This is a genomic window from Aeromonas sp. HMWF017, from assembly GCF_003061465.1.
In the GTDB taxonomy this organism is placed as follows: Bacteria; Pseudomonadota; Gammaproteobacteria; order Enterobacterales; family Aeromonadaceae; genus Aeromonas; species Aeromonas veronii.
In genome coordinates, this window is sequence record NZ_QAJD01000043.1 from 1 (window position 1) to 21082 (window position 21082).

Sequence of the window (21082 nt, forward strand, 5' to 3'; positions counted from 1 at the left end):
GTCATGGGTTTCGTATCGAGTTGGGCCCCGCCAGATACGGGGCCAGTAATGGTTTGACGGTCAGAAGAAACCGCCGTTGTTATCGTCACTGTCGGGCCAGCCGCTACTCTGACTATCGTCGTCGAGAAAACTGCTGCCAACATCGGGAGGTGAATCCCAGCCGTCCCAGCGCACCGGTTCCGCATCGACCGGATTGGCGATGGGCGCTGGCTCTATGATGTCGATGATCTCCTCGGGCCGGTTGCTGTGAAACAGTCCGCCGATCATATCGGCCAGCATGACTCCGCCGGCAACCCCGGCTGCGGTTTGCAGGGCGCCGCCCAAAAAGGAGCTGGCACGGGACGCGGGCTGGGCAGGCGCGGATGCCGGTGGCGGCGTAAAGCGCGGAGGCGGGCTGCTTTCGCTACCAAACAGGCCGGAGAGAAAACTGCCACCACTTGGGGGGCTCTGGCTGGCTTCCAGCTCCTTGACCCGCTCGTTGAGGCGAGTAAGGGCAGCCTGCTGGATCAGCAGCGCCTGGGCCATGTAGTAGGGGGCATCGGGCTGCTGGACCAGATGCTGGCGGATCAGCTGATCCGCTTGTGGGTCTCGCTTGCTATCCCTGGCTTGCGCTTGCTTGAGGCGGTCGAACAGTCCATCGATCAGACCCTGTTCCTGTGATTGCATCTCAAATCCTCGCTATGGTGCGCAGACAGTGCGTTTAGCCATCCTAAAACCCGCGGGGCATCAGTGGTATCTGATTAACTCATCAATGACCGAGGGGCTACCCGCGCTCGTCAGCGGGCGGGCCGGTAGTAGTCGAGATACCAGCGGACAAACTCGGCAACCCCCTGCTTGAGGGGCGTAGCGGGGCGCAGGCCGGTGAGGGTGTGCAGCGGTTCGCTGTCGGCCCAGGTGGCGTGCATGTCGCCTGCCTGCATCGGCAGCATCCGCTTGATGGCGGGTTTGCCGATGGCCTCTTCCAGCGCCTCGATAAAATCGAGCAGCCGCACCGGCTGGCCGTTGCCGATATTGAGGATGCGGTAAGGGGCTGCGCTCTCGGCCGCGCTCTGCTCGCTGGCGCGCCAATCGGAATTGGGGCGGGGCGGCTGGTCGGCCACGGCGAGGATCCCCGCGACTATGTCGTCTATGTAGGTGAAGTCGCGGCTGAGATCGCCGTGGTTGTACACATCGATAGGCTCGTCCGCGAGGATGGCGCGAGTGAACTTGATGATGGCCATGTCGGGCCGCCCCCAGGGGCCGTAGACGGTAAAGAAGCGCAGCCCTGTGGTGGGCAGGCCATAGAGCGCCGAGTAGGCGTGGGCCATCAGCTCGCCACTCTTCTTGGTGGCGGCGTAGAGGGAGACCGGGTGATCCACCTGCTGCGCGGTGGAGTAGGGCATCTGATCCCCCATGCCATAGACCGAGCTGGAGGAGGCGTAGATGAGGTGCTGAATCCCGTGGTGACGACACCCCTCCAGCACCGTCAGCATACCGGTGAGGTTGCTGTCGGCATAGGCGAACGGATTGTCGATGGAGTAGCGCACCCCCGCTTGCGCCCCCAGATGGATCACCCGCTCGAAGCGATGGCGGGCAAACAGGGTCGCCATCGCCTCGCGATCCGCCAGATCCAGCCGCTCGAAGCGAAAATTAGGGAAACTGGCCAGTTGGGCCAGCCGCGCCTCTTTCAGACTCACCTCGTAGTAGTCGTTGAGGTTGTCGATCCCCACCACCTGATGACCTGCGGCGCACAGCTGGCTGGCCACATGAAAGCCGATAAAACCAGCGACGCCGGTGACCAGATAGATCATGGCTGGGTCTCCGGGTTGCAACTGGTGTTGGCAGGCTGCTTTTTGGCGGGAAGATGTGGTCGCCCGATGGCGTGATAGTCAAACCCGAGTTCGCAGAGCTGGCGGGGGTCATAGAGGTTGCGGCCATCGATGATGACGGGCTGGTTGAGCAGGGCTTTTAGCTGCTGGAAATCGGGGGCACGAAACGCCTGCCACTCGGTACAGATCAGCAGAGCATCGGCCCCTTCCAGTGCCGCTTCCTGAGTCGGGCAGAGCAGCAGATCCGGCCGCTGGCCGTAGATCTGGCGGGCACGCCCCATTGCCTTGGGGTCAAAGGCCTGCACCCGGCCACCGGCAGCCCAGATGGCGGCCAGCAGCGGGCGGCTCGGCGCATCGCGCATATCGTCGGTGCCGGGTTTGAACGCCAGTCCCCACAGGGCGAAGGTGCGGCCGCGCAGATCCGGGCCGAAGCGAGTCAGCAGGGTTTGTGCCATCTTCTGTTGCTGGCGCTGGTTGACCTGCTCGACCGCCGCCAGCAGCGGGGCGTCGCAGCCGACACTCGCTGCGGTATGGCGCAACGACTTGATATCCTTGGGGAAGCAGGAGCCGCCGTAGCCGCAGCCCGGGTAGATAAAGTGGTAACCGATGCGGGGATCTGCCCCCATCCCTTGGCGCACCGCCTCGATATCGGCCCCCAACTGCTCGGCGAGGGCCGCCATCTCATTCATAAAGGAGATCTTGGTGGCCAGCATGGCGTTGGCGGCGTATTTGGTGAGCTCGGCGCTGCGCAGATCCATCACCACGATCCGGTCGTGATTGCGGTTGAAGGGGGCGTAGAGGGCGCGCAACTGCTCAAGTGCCCGCTCGCTGTCACAGCCGATGATGATGCGATCTGGCCGCATGCAGTCGTTGACCGCAGCTCCCTCCTTGAGAAACTCGGGATTGGCGGCCACCTCGCAGGCGAGGGTCAGCCCACGTTCGGCCAACTGTAGCTCAATATGTTCCCTTACTTGCTGCGCCGTGCCGACCGGTACTGTGCTCTTGGTCACCACCAGCTTGGGGCGGCTCATCAGTCGGCCTATGGTGTCGGCCACCGCCAGCACATGTTGCAGGTCGGCAGAGCCATCCTCGTCAGCCGGGGTGCCTACGGCGATCAGCAGCAGGTCGGCGTGTGCCACGCCAATGGCGGGATCGACCGTGAAGCTCAGGCGGCCGCTGGCCAGATGGCTCTCGACCAGCGGGGCCAGCCCCGGCTCGTAGAAGGGGATCTGCCCCTGCCTGAGGGCGGCGATCCGCTCATCATCCACATCCACGCAGCAGACTTGATGGCCCACCTCGGCCAGAACGGCGGCCTGCACCAGCCCGACATAGCCTGTGCCAAAAATGGTGACCTTCATGAAAAGTGCCTCGTGCTGTGGATGGAGTGATGGTGCTGCGAAACCGCGGCATGCTGCATCTTGGTGCAGCGGGTGTCAATGCCAGATGACAGTCACCAGAATGGGGCGTTCAGCCTGCCTGTTGTGATCCTTTTCACAAAAAATAGACTGGACCCCATAACGAAGCCCTGTGGACAGGGCTCGCAGCCCGCCCGCAACGGCAGGCGACAGACACTCTCTCTTTACTTCGCTTGGATACAGGTTATGGACAACACCTCGATTCGCACTGCTCATCCTATTTATGAGGATGTGCTGGCCTTGCTGACGGCGGCCGGCTTTGTTTCCCTCGGCATCTTTCTGTTTCATCAGGTCGGCCTGCTCACTGGCGGGACTGCCGGGCTGGCGCTGCTGCTGCAAAAGGTGACCGGCATCAGCTTCGGCCTGCTGTTTTTCGGCATCAACCTGCCCTTCTATGCGCTGGCGTGGCTGCGAATGGGGCCATGCTTTACCTTCAACACCTTTGTTTCGGTGGCAGCGGTCTCCTACATGACCGATCACCTCAACGGTGTGTTGCAGATCGGCAAGATAGAGCCTCTCTATGCGGCGCTGATCGGCGGTACCCTGATTGGCATGGGGCTGCTCATCATGTTTCGCCACAAGTCGAGTCTGGGGGGCTTCAACATTCTGGCGCTCTTTATTCAGGATCGCTTTGGCATCCGGGCGGGCAAGCTGCAGATGGGGCTCGATTGCGCCATTGTTGTCGCCTCGTTTTTCGTGGTGCAGCCCTGGATCCTGGCGCTCTCCATCGTGGCGGCGGTTATCTGTAATCTGGTGTTGACACTCAACCACAAGCCCGGCCGTTACCAGATTGCCTGACAAGCTGCGGCAGTGGCTCGATATTGCAAGAGTGACCCGATAGCACGAGGCGGCCTGATGGCCGCCTCGTCTATTTCTACCCAGGTGTTTGTTCGCTGCGTCTAGCTCGCCTGCTCCAGCCTGCTGTCTCCGCTCATGGCGTTGTCACTGATGGCGTTGCCGCTGATAGCGTGACCACCGACGGCGAGCGGGGTGTGGCAGGCCACCTGATGATGGGCCTCATCACACGCCTCAAGTTTGGGCGCCTTGCTTTTGCACAACTCGGTCGCATGGGGACAGCGCTGGTGGAAGTGGCAGCCGCTTGGCGGCGAGATGGGGGAGGGCACATCGCCGGTCAGCGGAATGCGCTGGCTGCGCCTGCGCGGGTCTGGCACCGGAATGGCGGAGATCAGCGCCTGGGTATAGGGATGGCGCGGCGTCAGATAGAGCGACTGGGCATCCGCCAGCTCGACGATCCGTCCCAGATACATCACCGCAATCCGATCCGAGATGTGTTTGACCACCGACAGATCGTGGGCGATGAAGATGATGGAGAGGTTCATCTCCCGCTGCAGGCTGAGCAGCAGGTTGACGATCTGGGACTGCACCGAGACATCGAGGGCCGAGACCGCCTCGTCGCACACCAGCAGCTTGGGCTTGAGGGCGATGGCGCGGGCGATGCCGATTCGCTGGCGCTGACCGCCGGAAAACTCGTGGGGGTAGCGATCTACCGCACTGCCCGGCAGGCCCACTTTCGCCAGCAACTCCTGCACCCAGCCGCGGCGCTGCTCAGTGTTGCCTTTACCGTGGATGATAAAGGGCTCCTCCAGGATCTGGCCCACGGTGTGGCGGCTGTTGAGAGATTCTGCAGGGTCCTGAAACACCATCTGCATCTCCTGGCGCAGGGAGCGCATCTCCTTCGGGCTGAGGGCGGTGATGTCGCGCCCCTCGAAGGTGATGGTGCCTGCGGTCGGCTCGAACAGCTTGAGCAGGCTGCGTCCGAGGGTGGACTTGCCGCAGCCCGATTCACCCACCAGCCCCAGGGTCTCCCCCTGTTTCAGGTCGAAGCTGATACCATCCACCGCGTGAACCGTATATTGCTTGCGCAGGAACCCGCCTCCCAGCCGGAAGTGCTGTTTCAGATCCCTGACCGATAACAGAGTGCTCATACGGTCAACTCCTTCCAGTAGTGACAGGCGACATGGTGGCGCAGATTTAACTGCTCCACCGCCGGAATGGCGCTGATGCAGAGATCGGTTGCATGGGGGCAGCGGTTGGAGAAGCGGCAGCCAGCGGGCATCTCGTGCAGGGCTGGCACCTGTCCCTTGATGGTCTTGAGCAGGCTCTTGGGCTCATCCTCAAGGCGCGGGATCGAGCTCATCAGGCCGTGGGTATAGGGGTGACGGGGGTGGTCAAACAGCTCGAACACATCGGCCTGCTCTACCGCGCGGCCGGCGTACATCACCACCACTTCGTCGCACAGCTCTGCCACTACCCCGAGATCGTGGGTGATAAAGATGATGGCCATCCCGGTCTGGGCCTGTAGCTCTTTCATCAGTTCGAGGATCTGGGCCTGAATAGTGACATCCAGCGCCGTGGTCGGCTCGTCGCAGATGAGCAGGTCTGGCTCGCAGGAGAGCGCCATGGCGATCATCACTCGCTGGCGCATGCCGCCGGAGAGGTTGTGGGGATAGACCGCAAAGCGCTGGGCAGGCTCAGGGATCCCCACCTTCTGCAGCATGGCGATGGCCGCGGCTTTGCGCTGGGCCTTGTCATACTCGGGGCGGTGGAGGCGAAACACCTCCATCAGCTGCTCCCCTACCGTCTGCACCGGGTTGAGGGCCGTCATCGGCTCCTGAAAGATCATCGAGATGCGGTTGCCGCGCACCTTGTACATCTGATCCGGCGCAAGCGACAGCAGCTCCTCCCCCTGAAAGCGGATGGAACCGGCCACCACCTGACCATGGGGCTTGGGCAATAGCCCCATGATGGCGAGCGAAGTGACACTCTTGCCACAGCCGGACTCGCCGACGATCCCCAGCGTCTGACCCGGGGCCACCTTGAAGCTGACCCCGTCGAGCACCTTGATCTTGCCGTCATCGACGGCGAACTCCACCTCAAGATCGCGTACTTCGAGGATTGGGGCCTGGTGCTGGCCGTTATCAGCGGCGAACTCCCCCCCGTTATCCGGTACGTCAAGAATGGGGGCCTGAGTGTTGGGCATAACGGCTGCTCCCTTCGCAATGGCCTGAATATCAATGACGTGCATAGGTCTTGTCGAGCAGGTTGATGGGCGCCAGCGCCTCTCCTGCCTCCTTGGCGTTGCGGGTCTCTTCCTTCACCTTGGGATCGAGCCAGAGCAGACCGCCACTACTGTGAGGATAACCATCCATCGGCCAGTAGAGCAGATCCGGCGTGTTCTTGGTGGCAGGCACTTCCGGCAGCATCACATAACGCCAGCTGCTGGCCCGCACATAGTTGAGCTGCACCCCGGGCACGAAGATGGCGAGGTCATAGATGCGCTGCTGGATCTGCTGGGAGAGATTGGCCCGTTTGGCCATGTCGAATTCGACGTTGTAGGCGTCGATCAGCGCGTCCAGCTCCTTGTCAGCCACGTTGAACAGGTTGTTGGTCTGCGGCTTGTTGGCGTTGGTGGAGTGGAAAAACTCCCAATATTGCGGATAGAGACCGCCGCCGCCCCAACCGAGCCAGGCCGCCTCGTGTTTCTTCTCCAGCATCACCTTGAAACCGGTGGCGCCATCCACCAGATTGAGCTCCAGATCCAGACCCGCCTTCTTGGCCTCCTCTTTCAGCACGGTCAGGCGCTTGGAGTGCTCCTGACTGGTGTAGGTGAGTGCCAGCGTCAGCCGCTCACCCTTCTCATTTTGCAGGATGCCGTCAGGCCCCGGCTTGTTGTAGCCACCCTTGGCAAAGTACTCCCGCGCCTTGCCAATGTCATAAGCCCGCTCCGGCAGCGTGATGTCAGTGAACTCGCCAAAGCCCGAGTCAAAGGTGGTGGCTCTGTCATAGTCGCCGCGCAGCACGGTCTCGATCATCTTGTCGATGTTGAAGGCGTGCTGGATGCCGAGGCGCACGTTTACGTCCGCCAGCTTGGGGTTGGCCACATTGAGGTGCACCCCCTGACCGCCCTGTTTGGTATCGGTCATGGCCATTACCTTCTGCACGTAGCCTTTTTTGTACTCCGGGGTGACCGCTTTTTCATGCCACCAGTTGGGCAGGATCATCTCGAAGGTATCGATCTCCCCTTTCAGAAAGTGGCGGAAGGCGATGTTGTGGTCGCGGATCACCTGCACCTTGATGGTGTCGATATTGAATCTGTGCTGGTTGTAGCGATCGTCTTTTGCCCACCAATCCTTCTGCTTGCTGAAGGTGACCGACTTGCCCTTCTTGACGTCGCTGATCACGTAGGGGCCGGTGGTGGGCACCACGGCCCAGTTGTACTGCTTCACCCAGTTGGGGGTCAGCTTGTAGTAGTGTTTGGGCTGGGGCCACAGCTCGGTGGTGTTGAGCAGGTCCATCTTGGCCTTGCGGTTGCCCGCTTTGACCATAATGGTGTGATCATCGATCTTCTCTACCGCTACCACTTCAGTGGTGTAGTAGTTGTTGAACCAGGGCCCCTTGATGTGTTTGGAGCGCATCATCTCGTAGCCGAAGGTGTAGTCGTCAGCATTGACCGGCTTGCCATCCGACCATTTGGCGCGGGGATCCAGCTTGAAGTAGACGGTCTGGCTGTCTGGCGCGATGGCCCAGTGGGTCGCCAGCGAGGGAATGGGGTTGCCGGTATTGGGGTGGAAGCTGATGAGCCGCAACTGGTTATCGAGAATAAAGGAGCGGAACGATCCGTTGGAGTCAGGCCCCACGGTGCGGAACGTCAGCGGAAAGCTCTCCACAAACATATTGAGGCTGCCGCCCGACAGCGCCTTGGGGGAGGCGAATACAGGATCCGTGTCGTTGGTCTCCCATTTGAGATCCGCGGGCAGGCTGGCCGCCCAGACCCAGGATCCGTTTACCAGCACAAAGAGAGCACCTATCCATTTGATTTTATTTTTCATGTTTGACTTCCAGGTCTGGCCCCTGCACTGGGGGTCTTGATTGATAACGGGATTATCCCTTGCTCCCGGGACCGCCGATGGCGGCGGCCCGTCCTTCATTAATCACTGTTCGTTACCCGGCGCCTGCCGATGCGCGCTGGTACCGTCTGGCTTATTGGTAACGGGTAAATTTGCGCGGATCAAACGCCTCGCGGATCGCCTCGCCGATAAAGGAGACCATTATTAGCACCAGACTCACCGCGGCCACCACCGAGCTGACGATCCAGATGGCATCCAGATTGTTGATGCCCTGGGAGAGCAGCTCCCCCCAGCTCGGGGTCGGCGGTGCCAGCCCGAAGCCCAGATAGTCGAGGGCCGTCAGGGTGGAGATATTGCCCACCACGGCGAATGGCGCCAGGGTAACGATCATCATCAGGGTGTTGGGCAGGATGTGGTTGAAGATGATCCGCCCGGTGGTCGCCCCTTGCGCTCGCGCCGCCATCACATAGTCTCGCGCCCGCTCCTTGTAGGTGAGGGTGCGCATATACCAGGTGATCCCCATCCAGCCGAACAGCACGTTGATGGCGACAAACAGGCCGAAGTTGGGCTTGGCCAGCGACACCAGGATCATGATGACGTAGAGAAACGGCACCTGGGACCAGATCTCGATAAAGCGTTGCAGGATGAGATCAAAGCGGCCGCCGAGAAAGCCCATGAGACAGCCGATGGTGACCCCGATGGCATAACTGGCCGCCAGCGCTATAAAAGCAAAGCCGATGGCGATGCGAAAGCCGTAAACCAGCCGTGCCAGTACGTCGCGGCCGCTGGTGTCGGTGCCGAGGAAGTGGCGCTCGGCCGCGCTGGGGGCGTAGGGTGGGTAGGCATCCTCCTTGAAATCCTGCTCGTAGGGGTTCCAGGGCACCGGCGGCAGCAGCACCCAGTCGCCCTGGCCCTCTGCGGCAAATTTGGCCTTGAGCTGGCGGTAGTTGGTCTCGTATTCGTAATCGAGCCCGAACTGCTGACCGGGGATCACATCGCCATAGGTGGGGAAGTGCAACTGGCCCTGATAGCTCACTATCAGCGCCCGGCTGTTGACCAGCAGCTCCGCCAGCAGGGAGAGCAGCACCAGGGTGGTGAAGATGATGAAGGAGTAGTAACCGCGCTTGATCGACTTGAAGCGCTTGAGTTTTTTCAAGGTAACCGGATTGAGCTTCATGGTCAGTCTCCAAACCGCACGCGCGGATCAACGAGGGCAACGCAGATATCGGAGACGATATTGCCAATCAGCATCAGCATGGAGGTGATGGCCAGAATGCCCATGACGGTGGGGTAATCCCGCTCGACGATAGCCTCGTAACCGAGCAGGCCGATGCCGTCGATGTTGAAGATGGTCTCGATGAGGAAGGAGCCGCCAAAGAAAACGGTGAGCACAGACCCCAGGTGACTGGCGATGGGGATCAGGCTGTTGCGCATGGCGTGGTCGGTGACCGCCTTGCGAAACGGCAGTCCCTTGGCCACGGCGGTACGCACATAATCGGCCGACAGGTTCTCCATCAGGCTGTTTTTCATGGTCATGGTGAGGATGGCGAAATCGCCGATGGCGTAGGCGATAAGCGGCAGCAGGGCGTGGGCAAAGACGGTGCGGATCTGATCCCAGCTGCTCTCCATGTATTCGAAGTCATCCCCCGGAAAACCGCCCATCGGCAGCCACTCCAGATGGAAGGCGAAGACGGTGATGAGGAAGATGCCCACCACGTAGGCGGGCAGGGCATAGGCCATGTAGATAAGCATGGAGCTTAACGAGTCGAAGCGGCTGTTGTGCCTGAGCGCCTTCGCCACCCCCAGCGGGATGGAGACCGCATAGCTCAGCAGAAAGGTTGCCAGTCCGAAGAAGGCGGTAACGGGGAGCCGCTCCTTGATGAGATCCCACACCGGCTCGTAGTAGCGGGTCGATTCGCCCAGATCCAGCACCGCCAGCTTCTGCAGCCACTCCCAATAGGCGACCAGCATCGGCTTGTCGAGACCATAGAAGGCCTTGAGCTCCTCGATCTGTTCATCGGAGAGGGCCTGCGCCCCCTTGCTGCCGCTGGAGCGGCCAGATTCATTCTGGGAAACCTGGGCTTGCAGCAGCATGCGTTCGACAGGTCCGCCCGGCACGAAACGGGTGATGGTGAAGACGAGCAGGGTGATACCGAGAAACGTCGGAATGATCAAAAGCATCCGGCGTAGGAAATACGACAGCATGGTGGAACCTCGTCCTTGTTGTTCTTTTTTGCGGCCAGTCAAATCCGGTGACGGGCCTGTCCTTCCTGGCATTACGCGCTGGATTGGTTGCCAAACAGCAGACAATCCGCTTGGCCACTGTAAAAGCTCTGCAACAAAAATCAAGTACAAGGAAATGGAAAACTGGGACAAATGACCCGCTGAGACCAAAAGCACCGAAAAAAGACGTTTTTTATCTGAAAAGTGAAAATCAAAACAAAACGCTACTGCTCAACATTATTTTAAAAAATATAAACACCTGTTTGTTTTGGTTTTAAATGATTTTAAGTTGTTGATTGGCAATGCTTTTGTTTGGGGTGTGAAATTGAAGGAAAACGATGTCATCTCGACAATTTTATCTGTTATCCCCATGAGAACGGTCAGGTGCAACCCTCATGAAGTTAGTGTTTTATTCTTATTAATGCCGATAAATCAAAATAAGATATAAACGGACAGCACGTTAACTAATAAGTTCATCAAATTTTAATTCAGCGCTATTTACGTCATTTAACAATGTTTTTACATTGCGCTGGTTGTTTTTGGCAGAATTATTCACTAATTATGCCGGTCAAAATTAATACACTCCGCTTATTCTACGCCTGACCTCGCCACACCCCTGCTCCATTGACGTCGCTAGTCAAAGATTGATAAGCCTTACACATCGCTCCAAAGAGGGCGGTATCAGGAAGCAAACAATAAACAACCAGGAAGGATATAAGCGATGCTTAGGAAGAGCAGAATCTCTGCTGCGATTGCGTTCGCCTTGGCGAGCCTTGCGGCGGCCCCATCCGTATCTGCCGAAGAAGGGCAGAACGTCGAAAAACTGCAGAAAATCAAAGTCACTGGCTCCCGTATCTCCCGTGTTGAAGTTGAGGGGGCCACTCCGGTTGTCTCCGTCAGCAAGGTTCAGATCGAACAGTCTGGTCAGCAGACTGTGGCGGATTATCTGAAACAGGCCTCCTACAACTCTTTTGGTGGTTTCTCCCCATCCTCCGGCAGCTCTGCCCAGTCACAAGCTACCGTGGGGCTGCGTGGCCTTGGGGAAGATCGCACGCTGGTGCTGCTCAATGGCAAGCGTATCGCCGGTTCTCCCTCCATGGGCGGCACCGCTATCAACCTCAACACTATCCCCATGGCGGCGGTTGAGCGGGTGGAAGTGAACCTGGATGGTGGCTCCGCCCTGTATGGTTCCGATGCCATCGGCGGCGTTATCAACGTGATCCTCAAAGAGGGTTTTGAAGGTTTGTCATTCCAGGGGCGCGTCGGTTCACCGACCGAAGAGGGTGGTGACGAGCAGAGTGGTTCCATCGTCAGTGGCATCATAGGGGACAAGGGTTCTCTGATGATGGTTTACGAGCACGATGTGAAAGACGAGATCTATTACAAGGATCGCGACTATCTGGCGAAAGAGGGGGCAACTGCACCGAGTCTCTATGGCCGCAATATCAAGGGAGTGGATGCCACTACCGGCAAGACGGTTACCCGTACCCTGAAGGGAGTTGACTGTGAAGGTACCGGCACCGGTTTCGTCACCAAGGGCACGGCTTGCCGCTTCGACTTTGCTCAAGTCGCTGCCAAGACTGCCTCTCGTACCCGCGACACCGTCTACCTCAACGGTCGCTACCATATCAACGACAATGTGGATTTCGTGCCACAGATGATTGGTTCTCGCGTCACCAGTTTTGGTCGTTTCGCGCCAGCTGCCGGTGCCTTCACCGTAGATGGTTCCACCCCTGAAAGCGCAGCAGTTCTGTCTGCCAACAACTTCAGCACCGCCAAGGCCGCGACCGTTTACTACCGCTTCAACAACGTGGGTCCCCGTGATAACGATGTGACCGACCTGACCGGTACTATGAACCTGGGTTTTGAAGGTGTGGTACCGACCGAAGCCGTGGGTGATCTGGAGTGGAACGCCGGTTACATGTATTCCAAAACGGACAACCAGAGCACCGGCAATGGTTATGTCCTGGCACCTGCCGTGGAAACGCAGGTCAACAACGGCAAGTTCGTCAATGGCAGTTTCTCTGACGCGGCCACCAAAGATCTCTCCTATACCACCAGCCGCAACTCCAAGATGGACTTCTTCCAGTGGTACGGCGGTGTGGGTTGGGAGATGGGCGAACTGCCTGCTGGCCCGGTCAGCTGGTATCTGGGGGCCGAGTATAACGATTGGGTTTACTCCGATACCTATGACAGCCAGTCCGAAGCGGGCAACGTGCTGGGTTCATCTGGCAACTCCGGTGGTGGTGTGCGCGATGTGTTTGCCACCTACATCGAGAGCTTGATCCCCATCACCGAGCAGATCGAGCTGAACCTTGCGGGTCGTTACGACAAGTACAGCGACTTTGGCAGCGCCTTCTCGCCCAAAGCGAGTCTGCGTTATCAACCGCTCGACCAGCTGATGTTCCGCACCTCCTGGTCCCAGTCTTTCCGCGCGCCGGGTCTGAATGATCTCTATGCGGCGGATGCCCAGTCAGCAGACTTTGCCAAGGACTATGTCTACTGCCAGGCGAATGGTGTTGCCAACTGTTCCGAAGATCAGTACATGACCACCCGTCAATCCAACAAAAATCTGAAGGAAGAGACGGCCAATACTTTCACTATCGGTACTGCTTACAACCCGCTGGACAACCTGAACCTGTCGCTCGATTACTACTACATCAAGATTGATGACGTAATCCAGCTGGCCACCACCCAGACCCAGTTCTACCAGGAGCTCAACACCGGCAGCAACCCGAACGTCATTCGTGACGCCAACGGTGATGTCGAGATGGTCTATGCCGGCATGGTCAACCTGGGGCAACTCAAGACCAGTGGTATCGACTTCAAGGCGGACTATAAGTACGACTTCAACTCCTTCACCCTGCGTTACGACTTTGGCAGCACTTACATCCTGAAATATGAGGAAGGTCTGTTCGCTGGCGGCCCAATGGTCGACAAGAAGGGCTGGAATGGCAAACCCGACTTCCGTTTCAACTCCGGGGTCGGTGCCAACTTCCCGCAGCTGTGGAATCTGGATACCTACCTGAGCACCAACTATATCGACTCCCAGAGCCAGGACTATGTGGATGACAAGGAAGAGGGACACATCGCTTCCAACACCATCTGGAACCTGAACGTCGCGGTCGATACCAGCTGGAATGCCAAGATCCAGACCGGTGTGAAGAACATGTTCAACCGCGGGCCTTCCCTGTCCAACGATGGTTTCACTTACGATGAATACCTCTACGGCATCGACGGTCGCGTCTACTACATCGACTACACCCAGAAGTTCTAATCAACCCCGTTGATATACAACCTCAGCCGGCCCGGTCGGGCCGGCTGTGCCCAACGTCCAAGGAAGTTACGGAGATAGGGTAATCCTATGAAGACAAGGACCATTACAATGAAGAAAGCGCTTCTTGGCAGCCTGGTTTCGGCCGCCTTGTTGACCAGCTTCAATCTGAGTGCCGCTACTGCCGGTCAGGCCGTGGACGCTCAAGCCGCCACCAATAATGCATCCAAAGTTTCCCAGCAGAAGATCGACAGCTATGCCGACTCTGCCGAATCTGCGCTGGCCCAGTACAAGGCTGCCCTGCGTCAGGTTGACAGTCTACGCACCTACAACGAGCAGGTAGGCAAGATGGTCGATTCCCAGACCACCGAGCTGGTGTCGATGCAAAAGCAGATCGCCCAGATTGACCAGACCAGCACCGAAGTGGTGCCCTTGATGCTCAAGATGATCGACTCCCTCGAGCAGTTCGTCTCCCTGGATCTGCCGTTCCAGAAGGGTGAACGCGAAGATCGGGTTGCCGCACTGACCGACCTGATGAACCGGGCCGATGTCACCATCTCCGAGAAGTACCGCAAGATCCTCGAGGCTTACCAGATCGAGGAGGGCTTCAGCCGCACCATCGAGTCCTACAAGGCGAGCCTGGAGAAGGATGGTAGCGAGAAGACCTACGAGTTCCTGCGGGTTGGCCGCATTGCGCTGCTTTATCAGTCCCCGGATGGCAATGAGACCGGCATGTGGAACAAGAAGACCCGTCAGTGGGAAGAGTTGCCCCAGGAGTATCGCAGTGCGGTTGAACAGGGCCTTCGCATCGCCAAGAAGCAGGCGCCTCCTGCGCTTATCAAGCTGCCGGTTCAAACTGCGGAGAAAGCATCATGAAAGGAATCAAACTTGCTATTGCCTCCCTGATTGCGGGAGCAACCCTGGTCACCCTGCCGGTGACCGCCGCCGAAAAACCGGTGGATCTCAATGCGCTGCTGAATCAGGTCAAGGCCTCCAGCCTGAGCGAATCCCAACTCAACAAGGAGCGGGAAGCCCGCTTCCTGGCTGACAAGAACGAGCAGGGGGCGCTGCTGGCCAAGGCCAAGGCCGAGCTGGCAGCCGAAACCGCCAAGGGCGAGCAGCTCAAGGCGACCTTTGATGCCAACGACAAGCAGCTGACCGAACTGACCGAAACCCTGCGCCAGCGTTCCGGCAACATGGGCGAGATGTTTGGTGTGCTGCGTCAGTTCGCCGGTGAGTTCAAGGGGATCTTCAACGCCTCCGCCCGTCGGGTCGAGCATCCGGAGCAATCCGCCCTGCTGACCCGTCTGGCCGAGAGTAAAGAGCTCCCCTCCAGCGATGATCTGGAAGCGTTCTGGACCACCACCCTCAGCCGCATGGTGGACGGTGGCAAGGTCAGCCAGATCCCGGCGACCGTGGTCTATGGCGAGGGCAACCAGGCCGAGAAGACCGTCACCCAGATCGGTGAGTTCAACACGGTGTCCGAAGGCAAGTACCTCACCTTCGTGCCGGAGACCGGCAAATTCGAGCAGCTCTCCCGTCAACCTGACAAGGGCGTGCTGGAACCGATCGCCGAGTTTGAACAGGGCGGTGACGGGGTCAAACCCATCTTTATCGACCCGTCTCGCGGCGTGATCCTCTCTCTGCTGGTGCAGTCACCGACTTTCAAGGAGCGGATCGATCAGGGTGGTGAAGTGGGTTACGTCATCATGGTGCTCGGCGTGCTCGGTACCCTGCTGGCCATCTTCTGCGGTATCCGGCTGTCGCTGATCGGCTCGTCCATGCGCAAGCAGCTGAAATCCGATCAGATCATCAAGGGCAACCCCATTGGTGACATGCTGGGGGCCTACCAGAGCCATCGCGGTGACAACATCGAGGATCTGGAGTCCAAGCTCGACGAGATCATCCTGCGCAACGTGCCCAAGTTCGAGAAGGGTATCAGCATCATCAAGCTGATCGCCTCCGTCGCACCGCTGCTGGGCCTGCTCGGTACCGTAGTGGGGATGATCGCCACCTTCCAGGCCATCACATTGTTCGGTACTGGCGATCCCAAGCTGATGGCGGGCGGTATCTCCGAGGCGCTGGTGACCACCATGCAGGGTCTGGTCGTCGCGGTGCCCATGCTGTTCCTCTACACCATAGTGCAGACCCAGAGCCGTCGTCTGATCCAGGTACTGGAAGAGCAGAGCGCCGGTTTCGTCGCCCGTTATCAGGAACGTCTGCACGCCTCCAAAGCCGCAGCGTAAGGAGTCACCCATGTGGTTCTGGTTGATTGAAGAAGTCGAGTCGGTCCGCCGGTTTTTGGGATTGGGGGGCGATGTACTGGTCGCCCTGTTCTTCCTGACCCTGATGATGTGGGCCCTGTTGCTGGAGCGCTGGTTCTACTTCATGGCTGTTTACCCCAAGCAGGTGAAGCAGACCAAGGCTACCTGGCTGGCCCGCACCGATCATCTCTCCTGGTCTGCCAAGCAGATCCGGCGCGAGCTGGTCTCACGGGTCGCCATGGCGGTGGACAAGGGGATGCCGGTCATCAAGGTGCTGATCGCTCTCTGTCCACTGATGGGGCTGCTCGGCACCGTGGTGGGGATGGTGCAGGTGTTTGACACCCTGGCCATCACCGGCACCGGTTCGCCGCGAGCGATGGCATCGGGGATCTCCAAGGCAACGGTACCGACCATGGCGGGCATGATTGCCGCCCTTTCCGGCCTGTTTTTTGTCAACCAGCTCGATCACAAAGCCAAACTGGCGGTGCAAAAGCTGGAAGACAACCTGAAACACGGTTGATGCAGGATGCATACCCCCGGTGAGGCATGGCCTGCCGGGGGCACAGAACAAGCAAGGAGTTTCTGCTATGAGAAAACGTTACAGCGACAGCGGTGCTGACGAGGCGGCTATCGATTTGACCCCCATGCTGGACATAGTGTTCATCATGCTGATCTTCTTCATCGTCACCACCTCCTTCGTCAAGGAGTCCGGTGTCGAGATCAACCGTCCCAGTGCCAGCACGGCCGAGACGGTGAAGAAGGGCAATATCATGGTCGCGGTACGCGAAAACGGTCAGGTCTGGGTCGACAAGCGCATTGTGGAAGTGGGGGCTGTACGTGCCAACATCGAGCGGCTGCGTGCCGAGAACCCGGAGAGCGCCGTGGTGATCCAGGCCGATACCGAATCCCGTTCCGGTCTGGTGGTGCAGGTCATGGATCAGATCCGCATGGCCGGTGTCCAGAACATCTCCATCGCTGCCAGCAAGAGCAGCTGATGCTGGAGAGAGACCTATGAGATACCTGATATCGTTAACGGTCTCCTGTGTGGTGGTGTTCTTTCTGTTTTTGGGAATGAACAAGCTGATCACACCGGATCACCGGGAGTTGGTGGAGAAGGATGACATCGCCATGACCGATTTCATTCGCATCAAGCCCCAGGAGACCCTGCAAGAGAAGCAACGGGAGCTGCCCAAACCGCCGCCGCCGAACCGTCCGCCGCCCCCTCCCGAGATGGAAGTGGCCAGTACGGATCGGCCGCAGATGGAGAGCTCTCCCATGGACATGCCCAAGCTCGACATCCCGGTCAACATCGGTGGTGGCAACGCCCTCGGTGCCTACAGCACCGGCGGCGGTGGTGGCGGGATCGGTGGCAACAACGGCGCTATTCCGCTGGCAACCTTCGAGCCCATGATGCCCCGTAAGGCGGCACTGGCGGGTCTGGCGTCCGGCAAGGTGCTGGTGGAGTTCACCGTCACCGAGCGTGGTACCGTCAGCAACGTGCGGATCGTCAAGGAAGAGCCGCGCAGCTATGACCTCGGCAAAGAGGCGCGAAAAACCATCGCCAAGTGGACGTTCAAACCGGCCATGGTGGATGGCAAGCCGCAGGCGAGCCGTATGCAGCAAGAGATCGAGTTTGCGGTCAACTAAGGAAGGTGGCGATGAACAAGTTACACAAGATGATCCTCGCCCCGGTCGCCATGGCGGTGCTGCTCAGCACCGCCAGTTGGGCCGCCGAGCAGCCGACCCTGTCGGATCGGGCCTATCGGGCGGTCAACAAGGCGCAGGAGCTGATCACCGAGAAGAAATACGGCGAGGCCAATGCCAAGCTGCAAGATGCCCTCTCCGGTGCGGGCGAGCGGGTCTACGACAAGGGGGTCATATTGCAGACTCTCGGTTTCGTAGCCGCCCAGCAGGAGAAATACAGTCAGGCGACCAAGTACTTTGCCGATGCCATCGCGACAGGCGGCCTGCCGCCACCGGTGGCCCAGCAGGTGCGTTACAACCTGGCCCAGCTCTATATGGCTGAGGGCAATTATCAGGGCTCGATCAAGACCATGAAGGAGTGGTTTGCCAACCAGGGCAAGGATGACAAGCCCAACTCCCATGCCTATATCACGCTGGCCAACGCCCACGTGCAGCTCAAACAGTACCGTGACGCGATCCCGGCGGTGGATCAGGCGATCAAGCTGTCGGCAGGTAAAGCACCGGAGTCCTGGTATCTGCTGAAGATGGGGGCTCACTACGAGCTGAAACAGTACAAACCGGCGACCGAGGTGCTGACCTCTCTGGTCAACATCTTCCCGGAGAAGAAGAAGTACTGGACCCAGCTGTCGGCCATGCATATGCAGGCAGGCAACGATGCCAAGGCGCTGGCGGCGCTGGAGTCGGCCTACAACCTCGGCATGTTGACCGAGGCCGCCGAGCTGCAGCGCCTCGCCAACTACCTCGCCTTCACCGGCATTCCCCATCGCGCCGCACGGGTGATGGAGAAGGGGATGAAGGACGGGGTGATTGAGCAGAGCGCCAGCAACTACAAGACCCTGGCCAACTACTGGCATCAGGCCAAGGAGCTGGATCCGGCCATCGACACGCTGGCCAAGTCCTACCAGCTGGCTCCGAGCGCCGATCTGCAGCTGAAAATGGCGCGCATGATGATCCAGAGCAAGCGCTATCAGGATCTGGTGGCGCTGGCCGCCAAACCGGCAGCCAATGCCAATGGTGAACAACGGGCGGATCTCAAGTTCCTGACCGGGGTCGCCTATTTTGAGCAACAAAAGCCGAAGGAGGCCCTCAACGCCTTCACCCAGGCGGCTCAGAATGGCAACGTCAGTGGTCGGGCATCCCCCTGGATCAGCTTCCTCAAGGAGCAGAGTGGTGCGGGGGAGGCAACCGTCCAGTAATTCCAATGACAACTACCTGTAGTCCCTTTTATGGTTGCCTGGTGGCTCCATTAACCGCTCTTCGGAGCGGTTTTTTTATGGTGGCAGCCGGCTCCGGCTGGTGGCCGACGCACGGTTTTATCCCTCTTCATACCAATAAAGAGTCTCCGTCGACATTGGCTTATCTCCCCGGCTGCGACAAACGTTTTAGCTAGGGCTGCAACCGTGAAGCAAGGTGGTGCAGCACTGTGGTTGACGGGAGCTCGGGTGGCCCGCTGACTGGCGGGCAGTGCCATTCATCTTTCTCTTTGCTGCGACTTGCCAGTGTGGCTTTTGCCCTGTTGATAAGCGTCACATCGAAAACGGCTACTTTTAACAAGAAAAGCAACATATGGAAGTTGAAATTTTGGCCGACTCAGGAAAGAATGCGCGCTCGGTTATTGGCGTCGTGGGGCAGGTTGACCCGCCACCGGCAGACCGAGGATGAGACGGCCCCCGGCCCATTTGGTACAGGAAACCACACAGGAATTTTATGAATCCCCTTCGCACTGCCGCTTCGGCCCTTTTATGCACATTTGCGCTGGTCAGCCAGCAGGCTGCCGCCGTCGAGTACCGTCTGCCTGCGGCCAACAGCCGCCTGATCGGTGAAAACCAGGAATACGTGGTGCCTGCGGACAACCGTCCGCTGGAGCAGATCGCTGCTGACTTCCAGCTGGGTCTGACCAACATCATGGAAGCCAACCCGGGCGTTGATCCCTATCTGCCGAAGGCGGGTAGCACCCTGATCATCCCTCATCAGCTGATCCTGCCCAACGCGCCCCGCGAAGGGATCGTCATCAACGTTGCCGAGATGCGTCTCTACTACTACCCGAAAGGGAAGAACGTGGTGGAAGTGCTACCCATCGGCATCGGTCAGCTGGGGGTAAACACCCCGGAGAACTGGATCACCAAGGTAGAGCGCAAGCGCGCCAACCCGACCTGGACCCCGACCGAGAACATCCGTCGCCGCTATGCCGCTCAGGGCAAGACCCTGCCGGCAGTATGGCCAGCCGGTCCGGATAACCCCATGGGTCTGCACGCCCTCTACATTGGCAACCTCTATGCCATCCACGGCACCAACGCCACCTTCGGTATCGGTCTGCGGGTGAGCAGCGGTTGCGTGCGTCTGCGCGCTGACGACATCAAGTATCTGTTCGACAACGTGCCGGTCGGCACCCGCGTCCAGTTCGTCAACCAGCCGGTCAAGACCACGGTCGAGCCGGATGGCGGTCGCTACATGGAAGTACACGAGCCGCTGTCGCGCACCGAGGAGGAGTTCAACTCCACCGCCTCCGTGCCGCTCCCGATGACACCGGCCATCACCCGCTTCATTGCCCACGCCGAGTCAGACTCCAACGTGGTCAAGCAGGTGCTGGAACAGCGTACCGGTATGCCGACCCGCCTCAATCCCTGATTGAGCAAGTTGGCGGTGCCGCGCGCACTGGCTGAATAAAGAAAACGGCGACCAGATGGTCGCCGTTTTTTTATGGGGCATTCACCGCTTGCTTACTGCACGCAGACCGGGCAGAAGGCGTAGGTGCCTTGCGGATCGTTGAAGCGGGTGAGCGGGTCGAGACTGCGGTTCACTTCCACCAATGCCTTGCCAAATCCAGCCGGCAGCCAGCTTTGCAACTGGGGGGCCAGCACTTGGGCACTGCTGTCAAACAGCTGGCGCAGGAACTTGTCCTTGGTGGACTCCTCCTGCTCGATGGGGGTCACCTGCCACTCCTTGAGGTTGGCCAGTTCGGCGGCGGCCTTGATGGCGTCATCCAGATTGCCGAACTCGTCCACCAGACCCAGGGCCTTGGCATCCTCACCAGTCCAGACACGACCTTCGGCCGCTTTCTCGGCCTCTTCCGGGCTCAGACCACGACCCTTGCTGACCAGACCGATGAAGCGCTGGTAGGTATCCTCCACACTCAGCTGGATTGCCTGACCGACGTGATCCGGCAGGGCGCGGGTCGGGCCGACGCCGACGTAATCTGTGGTGCCGACCCCGTCGGTGTGCACCCCGAACTGGGCCAACGCCTTGTCGATGGTGGCAAACATGCCGAACACCCCGATGGAACCGGTGAGTGTGGTCGGGGAGGCGAAGATCTTGTCCGCATCGGCGGAGATCCAGTAGCCACCGGAGGCTGCATAGCTGCCCATGGAGACCACTACCGGTTTGCCTGCCTGTTTCAGAGCCAGCAGCTCGGCGCGGATCTGCTCGGCGGCGAAGGCGCTGCCGCCCGGGCTGTCGACCCGCAGGACCACGGCTTTGACCTTGTCATCGCGGCGAGCATCGGCCAGCAGGTCGGAGAGGCTATCAC

18 protein-coding genes are annotated in these 21082 nt (G+C 59.4%); 9 read left to right on the top strand and 9 right to left on the bottom strand.

The features are described 5' to 3' along the window. Window positions 1-60: 60 nt before the first annotated feature. From DBR30_RS03710 to DBR30_RS03720, 3 genes are all read right to left on the bottom strand, one after another. The gene (locus tag DBR30_RS03710; RefSeq protein ID WP_108542574.1) at window positions 61-666 is read right to left on the bottom strand and encodes a DUF2076 domain-containing protein; all 606 of its coding nucleotides are present in this window, start codon (window positions 664-666) and stop codon (window positions 61-63) included. 110 nt (window positions 667-776) lie between these two features. Next, entirely contained in the window at window positions 777-1790 is a 1014-nt protein-coding gene (locus DBR30_RS03715; protein ID WP_108542575.1) for an NAD-dependent epimerase, read from the bottom strand. Further along, a complete protein-coding gene (locus DBR30_RS03720) occupies window positions 1787-3166 on the bottom strand; it encodes a UDP-glucose dehydrogenase family protein (protein WP_108542576.1) in 1380 nt (459 codons plus the stop codon). Before DBR30_RS03720 ends, DBR30_RS03715 begins: the two co-directional genes overlap by 4 nt. Before the next feature lie 243 nt (window positions 3167-3409). On the opposite strand from DBR30_RS03720, the gene DBR30_RS03725 reads away from it, so the two are divergent. Continuing rightward, window positions 3410-4021 carry a YitT family protein gene (locus tag DBR30_RS03725; RefSeq protein WP_108542577.1) on the top strand — a complete coding sequence of 204 codons (612 nt, stop codon included), beginning with the start codon at window positions 3410-3412 and terminating at the stop codon, window positions 4019-4021. A gap of 101 nt (window positions 4022-4122) precedes the next feature. Here the strand turns inward: DBR30_RS03725 and DBR30_RS03730 are convergent, their stop codons facing one another. From DBR30_RS03730 to DBR30_RS03750, 5 genes are all read right to left on the bottom strand, one after another. After that, window positions 4123-5169: an ABC transporter ATP-binding protein gene (locus tag DBR30_RS03730; protein ID WP_108542578.1), complete on the bottom strand. Its 1047-nt coding sequence runs from the start codon at window positions 5167-5169 to the stop codon at window positions 4123-4125. Beyond that, window positions 5166-6224: an ABC transporter ATP-binding protein gene (locus DBR30_RS03735; RefSeq protein ID WP_108542579.1), complete on the bottom strand. Its 1059-nt coding sequence runs from the start codon at window positions 6222-6224 to the stop codon at window positions 5166-5168. The genes DBR30_RS03730 and DBR30_RS03735 overlap by 4 nt, the downstream gene beginning before the upstream one ends. 31 nt (window positions 6225-6255) lie before the next feature. Beyond that, window positions 6256-8073 carry an extracellular solute-binding protein gene (locus tag DBR30_RS03740; RefSeq protein WP_108542580.1) on the bottom strand — a complete coding sequence of 606 codons (1818 nt, stop codon included), beginning with the start codon at window positions 8071-8073 and terminating at the stop codon, window positions 6256-6258. A 151-nt stretch (window positions 8074-8224) separates the two neighbouring features. Next, a complete protein-coding gene (locus tag DBR30_RS03745) occupies window positions 8225-9268 on the bottom strand; it encodes an ABC transporter permease (RefSeq protein ID WP_005343430.1) in 1044 nt (347 codons plus the stop codon). Between the two features lie 2 nt (window positions 9269-9270). Then, complete coding sequence (locus DBR30_RS03750; protein WP_031227629.1) at window positions 9271-10296, bottom strand: ABC transporter permease subunit; 1026 nt, start codon at window positions 10294-10296, stop codon at window positions 9271-9273. Window positions 10297-11035: 739 nt separating this feature from the next. Between DBR30_RS03750 and DBR30_RS03755 the strand changes: the two genes are divergently transcribed. The 8 genes from DBR30_RS03755 to DBR30_RS03790 all read left to right on the top strand — a co-directional run bounded on the left by DBR30_RS03755 (window position 11036) and on the right by DBR30_RS03790 (window position 20184). Continuing rightward, the gene (locus DBR30_RS03755; protein WP_108542581.1) at window positions 11036-13591 is read left to right on the top strand and encodes a TonB-dependent receptor; all 2556 of its coding nucleotides are present in this window, start codon (window positions 11036-11038) and stop codon (window positions 13589-13591) included. 108 nt (window positions 13592-13699) lie between these two features. Further along, window positions 13700-14464 carry a DUF3450 domain-containing protein gene (locus DBR30_RS03760; RefSeq protein ID WP_108542582.1) on the top strand — a complete coding sequence of 255 codons (765 nt, stop codon included), beginning with the start codon at window positions 13700-13702 and terminating at the stop codon, window positions 14462-14464. Then, window positions 14461-15834, top strand: a complete 1374-nt coding sequence (locus DBR30_RS03765; RefSeq protein WP_108542583.1) for a MotA/TolQ/ExbB proton channel family protein — start codon at window positions 14461-14463, stop codon at window positions 15832-15834. The genes DBR30_RS03760 and DBR30_RS03765 overlap by 4 nt, the downstream gene beginning before the upstream one ends. A gap of 10 nt (window positions 15835-15844) precedes the next feature. After that, window positions 15845-16372: a MotA/TolQ/ExbB proton channel family protein gene (locus tag DBR30_RS03770; protein ID WP_005338936.1), complete on the top strand. Its 528-nt coding sequence runs from the start codon at window positions 15845-15847 to the stop codon at window positions 16370-16372. A 67-nt stretch (window positions 16373-16439) separates the two neighbouring features. Next, entirely contained in the window at window positions 16440-16847 is a 408-nt protein-coding gene (locus DBR30_RS03775) for an ExbD/TolR family protein (protein ID WP_033137735.1), read from the top strand. Window positions 16848-16863: 16 nt separating this feature from the next. Further along, window positions 16864-17499, top strand: coding sequence for an energy transducer TonB (locus DBR30_RS03780; RefSeq protein WP_108588190.1), 636 nt, complete (start codon window positions 16864-16866; stop codon window positions 17497-17499). Window positions 17500-17510: 11 nt separating this feature from the next. After that, window positions 17511-18752: a tetratricopeptide repeat protein gene (locus tag DBR30_RS03785; protein ID WP_108542584.1), complete on the top strand. Its 1242-nt coding sequence runs from the start codon at window positions 17511-17513 to the stop codon at window positions 18750-18752. Between the two features lie 511 nt (window positions 18753-19263). Then, window positions 19264-20184, top strand: a complete 921-nt coding sequence (locus tag DBR30_RS03790; RefSeq protein ID WP_005338927.1) for a L,D-transpeptidase family protein — start codon at window positions 19264-19266, stop codon at window positions 20182-20184. A gap of 92 nt (window positions 20185-20276) precedes the next feature. Here DBR30_RS03790 and sppA read toward each other — a convergent pair. Then, window positions 20277-21082, bottom strand: an 806-nt coding sequence (gene sppA / locus DBR30_RS21575) for a signal peptide peptidase SppA (protein ID WP_258224267.1), incomplete at its 5' end; no start/stop codon positions are given.